Origin of the sequence: Curtobacterium uvaldense, assembly GCF_028307415.1 — a bacterium.
Lineage (GTDB): Bacteria > Actinomycetota > Actinomycetes > Actinomycetales > Microbacteriaceae > Curtobacterium.
Genome location: NZ_JAQMHU010000052.1, coordinates 1 through 7,788, shown reverse-complemented (window position 1 = coordinate 7,788; position 7,788 = coordinate 1). Strand labels below are relative to the sequence as shown.

5 protein-coding genes are annotated in these 7,788 nt (G+C 70.5%); 1 reads left to right on the top strand and 4 read right to left on the bottom strand.

Going from position 1 to position 7,788, the window contains the following annotated elements; all coding sequences use genetic code 11:
* Positions 1–8 precede the first annotated feature (8 nt).
* The 4 genes from PIJ49_RS16650 to valS all read right to left on the bottom strand — a co-directional run bounded on the left by PIJ49_RS16650 (position 9) and on the right by valS (position 5,837).
* The gene (locus tag PIJ49_RS16650) at positions 9–2,036 is read right to left on the bottom strand and encodes a M3 family metallopeptidase (RefSeq protein WP_066653134.1); all 2,028 of its coding nucleotides are present in this window, start codon (positions 2,034–2,036) and stop codon (positions 9–11) included.
* Positions 2,037–2,175: 139 nt separating this feature from the next.
* The gene (locus PIJ49_RS16645; RefSeq protein ID WP_271827119.1) at positions 2,176–2,784 is read right to left on the bottom strand and encodes a TetR/AcrR family transcriptional regulator; all 609 of its coding nucleotides are present in this window, start codon (positions 2,782–2,784) and stop codon (positions 2,176–2,178) included.
* A gap of 116 nt (positions 2,785–2,900) precedes the next feature.
* On the bottom strand, positions 2,901–3,152 hold the full coding sequence (locus PIJ49_RS16640; protein WP_066653141.1) for a hypothetical protein: 252 nt from the start codon (positions 3,150–3,152) through the stop codon (positions 2,901–2,903).
* 93 nt (positions 3,153–3,245) lie between these two features.
* Positions 3,246–5,837 carry a valine--tRNA ligase gene (gene valS / locus PIJ49_RS16635; RefSeq protein ID WP_251159812.1) on the bottom strand — a complete coding sequence of 864 codons (2,592 nt, stop codon included), beginning with the start codon at positions 5,835–5,837 and terminating at the stop codon, positions 3,246–3,248.
* A gap of 225 nt (positions 5,838–6,062) precedes the next feature.
* Here valS and proP point away from each other — a divergent pair, with 225 nt between their 5' ends.
* The gene (gene proP, locus PIJ49_RS16630) at positions 6,063–7,637 is read left to right on the top strand and encodes a glycine betaine/L-proline transporter ProP (RefSeq protein WP_271827118.1); all 1,575 of its coding nucleotides are present in this window, start codon (positions 6,063–6,065) and stop codon (positions 7,635–7,637) included.
* Positions 7,638–7,788: the final 151 nt, after the last annotated feature.

The window sequence follows — 7,788 nt, the reverse complement described above, 5'->3', positions numbered from 1 at the left end:
GCGCCGCGCTACTCGAGCCCGCGACGGCGCAGCAGCGGCCCGACCTCGGCGTCGCGGCCGCGGAACGCACGGTAGGCCTCGAGGGGGTCCTGCGCGCCGCCGACCCCGAGCACGAGCGACGCGAACCGCCGCCCGGCCTCGCGCGAGAGTCCGCCGTGCTCGCGGAACCACTCGACGGTGTCCGCGTCGAGCACCTCGGACCAGATGTACCCGTAGTACCCGGCGTCGTACCCGCCCGAGAACGTGTGCGCGAAGTACGTCGACGAGTACCGCGGCGGCACCGCGGTCACGTCGATGCCCGCGGAAGCGAGGGCCTGGCGCTCGAACGCCTCGACGTCGGTCACCTCGGCGGCCTCAGCGGCCGACAGGCGGTGCCACGCCTGGTCGAGCAGCGCCGCGGCGAGGTACTCGGTGGTCGAGAAGCCCTCGTTGAAGCCGGCGGAGTCGCTCAGTCCGAGCACGAGCTCGGGCGGCAGCGGCTCGCCGGTCTCGTGGTGCTTCGCGTAGTTCGCGAGGACCGAGGGCCAGGTCACCCACATCTCGTTGACCTGCGAGGGGAACTCCACGAAGTCCCGTTCGACGTTCGTGCCCGAGAACCGTGGGTAGGTCGTCCTGGCGATGAGCCCGTGCAGCGCGTGCCCGAACTCGTGGAAGAGCGTCTCGACCTCGTCCTGGATCAGCAGCGTGGGGGAGCCGGCGGCGGGCTTCGCCACGTTGAGGTTGTTCACGACGACGGGCAGCGTGCCGAGCAGGTGTGACTGCTCGACGACGGGGTTCATCCAGGCACCGCCACGCTTGCCGTCCCGTGTGTAGAGGTCGAGCAGGTAGAGCCCGACCTCCTCCCCGGAGTCGCCGTGCACCTCGAAGACCCGGACCTCGTCGTTGTAGCCGTGCAGGTCCGAGCGTTCGGTGAACGTCAGTCCGTACAGGGCGCCGGCGGCGTGGAACACCCCGTCGTGCAGGACGCGGTCGGCCTCGAAGTAGGGCCGCAGCGCCGAACTGTCCGCGGCGAACTGCTCGCCGCGCAGGACCTCCGTCGCGTGTGCCCAGTCCCAGGCCTCGACGTCGAAGCCGACCGTGCGGGAGCGGACGGCGCGCTCGTCCTCGGCGTTCGCGGCCGCGGCCGGGACGAGCGAGGAGAGCAGGCCGTCGACCGCCTCGGGCGTCCCCGCGGTCTCGTCGGCCGTCACCACGGCAGCGTGGTTCGGGAAGCCGAGGAGTTCGGCCCGCTCGGCCCGGAGCCGGACGATGCGCAGCAGGACCTCGCGGTTGTCGTGCGCGTTCCCACGACGCCCCCGCGACAGCGAGGCGCGCATGATCCGTTCGCGCAGGCCGCGGTCGGTCAGCGAGGCGAGCCACGGGTGACCCGTGTACAGCGGCAGCGTCACGAGCCAGCCGTCGAGGCCGCGGTCCGCCGCGGCTGCGGCGGCGGCCGACTTCGCGCCGTCGTCGAGTCCGGCGAGCTCCTGTTCGTCGGTGACGTGCAAGGCGAGGTCGTTCGTGTCCTCGAGCAGGTTGCGCTCGAAGGTCGTGGTGAGCGTCGAGAGTTCCTGGTTGATCGCGGTGAGACGCTCCTTCCCACCGTCGTCGAGGCCGGCTCCCGCGAGCGTCATCTCGGTGTGCACCCGCTCGACGAGTCGACGGTCCTCGTCGGACAGGTCCGCACGCTCGTCGAGCGAGGACCGCACCGCATCGACCCGTGCGTACAGGCGCGCGTCGAGGGTGATCGCGTCGCGGTGGGCGGCGAGGAGCGGCGACACCTCGGCCTCGAGGTCGTGCAGCTCGGGCGTCGAGTCGGCGGAGGACAGCGTGAAGAAGACGTGCGAGACCCGGGTCAGCAGCTGCCCGGAGCGTTCGAGCGCCACCAGCGTGTTCTCGAACGTCGCTGCACCGGGATCGGCGGCGATGGCCTCGACCTCGGCACGCTGCTCGGCGATGCCGGCGTCGAACGCGGGACGGAAGTGCTCGAGCCGGACGTCGTCGAACGGCGGCAGGGCGTAGGGGAGGGTGCTCGGCTGGTCGAACGGGGTGTCCATGGCCCCACCCTACGGACCGGACCGGACGCCGGTCTGGAGGCACGTGGCGGGCCCGCCCCGCGCCTCCCGGCCGACGTCGGGTCGTGTCGGGCGTCGTGTCGTCGAGCGTCCGGTCGGAGCGTCAGGTCAGCGCGTCGGGTCAGCGCGTCCGGTCGGTCCCCGCACGCATGGCCACGTCGATCAGCGTGGCGGCCGCGCGCCGCGCGTGCCGCGCCGGCGTCGTGTCGCCCGCGATCGCGGCCGTCGTCTGCGCACCCTCGGCGAGGAGTGCGAGCTGGGCGGCGAGCTCCTCGGCCGCGTCGAGGTCCGGCACGGCGGCCGCGGCGAGCCCGGCGACGTACCGCTGGAACGAGTCCTTGTGCTCGCGGGCGATCTCGGCGACCGCGGGTGACGTCGCACCCAGCTCACCGAAGGCGTTGATGAAGCCGCAGCCGCGGAAGGTGTCGTCGCCGAACCACTGCTCCAGGAAGTCGTACATCGCGAGCAGCCGGTCCCGCGGAGTCCCCGCTGCAGCCACCGCCTGCTCGATGCCCTGCTCCCAGAGGTCGTGCCGCCCGCCGAGCACCGCGGCGACGAGCTGCTCCTTGCCGGGGAACACCGAGTAGAGCTTCTTCAACGAGACGCCGGCGGTCGTCCGGATCTCGTCCATACCGACCGACTGGAACCCGCGGGCGTAGAAGAGCGCGTCCGCGGCGTCGACGATGCGCTCGCGCACCTGCGGGTCGGTCGTGCTGGCGGTGCCGGACACGGGCATCCCCTTCCCTCCGCTGCGGTCCCACTCGTCCCCGTCGCCTCGGGAACGGACGTTCTCCATTGTAGGCCGCGTCCCCCGGTCCCGGTCGAGCCCGGGATCGGGGGGACGGCCTAGTCCTCCTCCGGCGCGTCGTCCGGGTTCGTCACCTGCGCACGCCCGGCGGGGTCGAGGTGGATCGACGTGCCGTCGTCGAGCTCGACGATCGGCTTGCCCTCGAGGTACGTCAGCGTCCAGCGCCAGGTCGATGCGTCGACCGACGCCGCCGCCAGCTCCTCCTCGACACCGCGCGCGGCGACGACCATCGCCTCGGGGAGTCGCTCGGGTGGCTGCCCACCCACGTTCCAGCGTGTACCCAACTGCATCCGTGCCTCCAGTGCCGACTCGTGCTCGTGCTCGTGCTCGTGCTCGTGACGACGGGCCGGGCCGCACGCGACCCGGCCCGTCGACGGACGACGCTACGCCTGCTGCTCCGCGAGCTCGATCTCGGTCACCGCGAGCTCCTCGCCGTCGGTGAACGACAGGTTCTCGATGCGGCCCACGGCGGCCAGGTCGACCGCCGCGCGCTCGATGAGCGCGCGCTGGTCGGCCGGAGCCGCCACGACGGCACGGGTGACCGGCGTCTTCTGGGACGCCTTGGCGGCGGTCTTCGCACCGCGGATCCCGATCAGCGCCTGGCCGACGGCGGCCAGCAGCCCGGACGGCTCCGCCTGCGTCGGGAGCTCCGTGACCGTGGGCCACGCGGCCGTGTGCACGCTGGTGTCGTGGGTCCAGGCCCACACCTCCTCCGTCGCGAACGGGAGGAACGGTGCCAGCAGACGGAGCAGCGCGTCGATCGCGGCGCGCAGCGCCAGGACCGCACTCGCCTGGGTCTCGTGCGTCGCGTCGGGCGCGGTGCCGTAGGCACGCTCCTTGACGAGCTCGAGGTAGTCGTCGCAGAAGGTCCAGAAGAACCGCTCGGTGACCTCCAGCGCACGGGCGTGGTCGAAGCCGTCGAACGCGGCGGTGGCCTGCTCGATCACGGAGCCGAGCTCCGCCAGCACGTCGACGTCGAGGGGCTCGGTGACGGTCGTCGCACCGCTCGGCAGTTCGAAGCCGTACACGAACTTCGCCGCGTTGAGCACCTTGATCGCCAGGCGACGACCGACCTTGATCTGCTTCGGGTTCTGCGGGTCGAAGGCCGCGTCGGTGCCGAGCTTCGACGAGGCCGCCCAGTAGCGGACCGCGTCGGCACCGTGCTGCTCGAGGATCGAGAGCGGCGTGACGACGTTGCCCTTCGACTTCGACATCTTCTTGCGGTCGGGGTCCACGATGAAGCCGGAGATGCTCGCGTGCTTCCACGGCGCGACGTCGGCCTCGAGCTGGCTGCGGAGTGCCGTCGTGAAGAGCCACGTGCGGATGATGTCCTGCGCCTGCGGGCGGACGTCGTACGGGAACACGAGGTCGTAGAGCGCCGGGTCCGTCTCCCACTTGCCCGCGAGCTGCGGGGTGAGGGACGAGGTCGCCCAGGTGTCCATCACGTCGAGTTCGCCCTGGAAGCCGCCGGCGACGCCGCGCTGGTCCTCGGCGTACCCGGGGGCCGGCTCGGACGCCGGGTCGACGGGCAGCTGTGCCTCGGTCGGGACGATCGGCTGGTCGAAGACCGGGTTGCCGTCGGCGTCGAGCGGGTACCAGACCGGGATCGGCACGCCGAAGAAGCGCTGGCGCGAGATGAGCCAGTCGCCGGAGAGGCCACCGACCCAGTTGTCGTAGCGGACGCGCATGAAGTCCGGGTGGAAGGCGATCTCCTCGCCGCGCTTCCGCAGGGTCTCCTTGAGCTGCTCGTCGCGCGCGCCGTTGACGATGTACCACTGGCGGGTCGAGACGATCTCGAGCGGCTTGTCGCCCTTCTCGAAGAACTTCACCGGGTGGTTGATCGTCTTCACGTCGCCGACGAGCTCGCCCGACTCGGTGAGCGCGTCCACGAGGACCTTCTTCGCCGAGAAGACGGTCTTGCCGGCCATCTCGGCGTAGAGCTCCCTGCCGCGGGTCGACTCGATCCACGCGGGCTCGTCCGAGCGGACGCGGCCGTCGAAGCCGATGATCGCGCGGTTCGGCAGCTGCAGTTCGCGCCACCACACCACGTCGGTGGTGTCACCGAAGGTGCAGACCATCGCGATGCCCGCGCCCTTGTCCTGCTGCGCCAGGTGGTGCGCGAGGACCGGGACCTCGACGTCGAACAGGGGGGAGCGGACGGTCGTGCCGAACAGGTCCTGGAAGCGCTCGTCGTCCGGGTGCGCGACGAGGGCGACGCAGGCGGGGAGCAGCTCAGGACGGGTGGTCTGGATGACGACGTCCTCGCCGCCGTCGGTGCGGTGGAACGCCAGGCCGTGGTACGCGCCGGGCATCTCCTTGTCCTCGAGCTCGGCCTGCGCGACGGCAGTGCGGAAGGTGACGTCCCAGAGCGTCGGGGCGTCGGCCTGGTAGGCCTCGCCGCGCTCGAGGTTGCGGAGGAACGCACGCTGCGCGCTCGCCCGCGAGGTGTCGTCGATCGTGCGGTACGACTGCGTCCAGTCCACTGACAGGCCGAGCGTGCGGAAGAGGTGCTCGAACTGCTGCTCGTCCTGCACGGTCAGGCGCTCGCACAGCTCGATGAAGTTGCGGCGCGAGATCGGCAGCTGGTCGCCCGCCTTGCTCGACTTGCCGTCGCCGCCCTCGAACGGCGGCACGAAGGCGGGGTCGTAGGGGAGCTGCGGGTCGCACCGGACGCCGTAGTAGTTCTGCACGCGGCGCTCGGTCGGCAGGCCGTTGTCGTCCCAGCCCATCGGGTAGAAGACGTGCTTCCCGCGCATGCGCTCGTACCGGGCCTTGAGGTCGGTGTGCGTGTAGGAGAACACGTGCCCGATGTGCAGCGAACCCGACGCGGTCGGCGGCGGGGTGTCGATCGAGTACACCGCGTCCTTCGTCGCGCTGTCGCGGTCGAAGCGGTAGGTGCCGTCCTGCTCCCAGACCGGACCCCAGACGTCCTCGAGGCCGTCCACCGTGGGCTTGTCGGGCATGGGCTTCGTCATGGCAGGGCCTTTCGATCGATGTGTGCGGCACCGAGTCCGTGGTGAGGTGCCTGAGTGTCGCGCGTACAGTACGCGGTGGCCTCATCGTAGCGGTCCGCCGCGTCGGAGCGCTCCATCTGGTAGGCTGTCGGAGTTTGTCCGGCGAGCGCGGTGTTCGCGAGGACTGCACAGTCGCTCTCCGCCGGATGCCCGAAGGCAAGACACAGCACTACCGGAGGAACGAACTTGGCACCGAACGACGCACACCAGCACGGCGACCGGCCGTTGCGCACGAAGGGCGCAGCGAAGCGTGCACGCCGCAAGCTGACCGAGGACGACGTCACCGTCGTCGAGGAGTCGCTGCTCAAGCGTGCCGTCGCCGCCGCGGCCCTCGGCAACGCGATGGAGTGGTTCGACTTCGGCATCTTCGCGTACCTGACGGTCACGATCTCGAAGGTGTTCCTGCCGGCGGGCGACCCGACGTCGAACCTCGTCGCGACCTTCGGGTTCTTCGCGGCCGCCTTCATCGTCCGCCCGATCGGCGGCGCCGTCTTCGGCCCCATCGGCGACAAGATCGGCCGGCAGAAGGTCCTCGCGCTGACGATGATCCTGATGGCCGCCGGCACGCTCATGATCGGCCTCATCCCGTCGTACGCGACGATCGGCTTCTGGGCCCCCGTGCTGCTCCTCGTCGCCCGCTTCGTGCAGGGCTTCTCGACCGGTGGTGAGTACGGCGGTGCCGCGACCTTCATCGCCGAGTACTCGCCCGACAAGCGCCGCGGGTTCATGGGCTCGTGGCTCGAGTTCGGCACGCTGGCCGGCTACGTGCTCGGCGCGTCGATCGTCACGGTCCTGCAGTACGCGATGCCCGAGGACACCCTGCTCAGCTGGGGCTGGCGCATCCCGTTCATGATCGCCGGTCCGCTCGGCCTCATCGGGCTCTACCTCCGCCTGAAGCTCGAGGAGACCCCGGCCTTCCAGAAGCAGCAGGAGCAGGCCGCCGAGCGCGAGTCGCAGAAGACGCCGTTCCTCAAGCTGTTCGCCGAGAACTGGCGCTCGCTCATCATCTGCATCGGCCTGGTCCTCGTGTTCAACGTGACCGACTACATGCTGCTGTCGTACATGCCGACCTACCTCGAGACGAACCTCGGGCAGAACGCCACGTTCGGCCTGATCCTCATCGTCATCGTGATGATCCTGATGATGGTCGTCATCACCTTCGGTGGTCGCCTGTCCGACAAGTTCGGCCGCCGGCCGGTCCTCGCCGCCGGCTGCATCGGCTTCATCGTGCTGTCGTGGCCGGCGCTCAAGCTCGTCCAGACCGGGACCGGTGCCGGGGTCTTCTTCGGCCTGCTGATCCTCGGTCTCGTGCTCGTCACGTTCACGTCGACCATGCCGTCGACGCTCCCCGCGCTGTTCCCGACGATCATCCGCTACGGCGCGCTGGCGATCGCGTTCAACGTGTCCGTCTCGCTCTTCGGTGGCACGACGCCGCTCGCGACGCAGGCGCTCATCGCCGGGGCGAAGGACGCCGGGCTCTCGTGGGCCGAGGACATCCCGGCCTTCTACCTCATGCTCGCGGCCGTGATCGGCCTCGTCGCGGTGTTCTTCACCAAGGAGACGGCTGCGACGCCGCTCATGGGCTCGGGCCCCACGGTCGCCCACGAGGACGAGGTCGCCGACGTCATCAAGGACTACAACGACCCGACCTCGGAGCTCGCGCAGTCCGACTGGGCGAAGGACTTCTCGACGAGCGAGATCCCGATCATCTCGGGAGACACCCCGAAGCCGGGGTCCGACAAGGAGCACGCAGGCTCGTAGCCGCCGCTGTCGGCCGGGAGGCACGGTGCACGTCCGCCACGGACGCGCACCGTGCCTCCCGGCATGTCCGCTCCGTGGGCGCTCCCCGAGTCTCGGCCCGGCGGACACGTTCGCGGCTTCGGTACCGCGAACGTGTCCGCCTGAGCGAGAC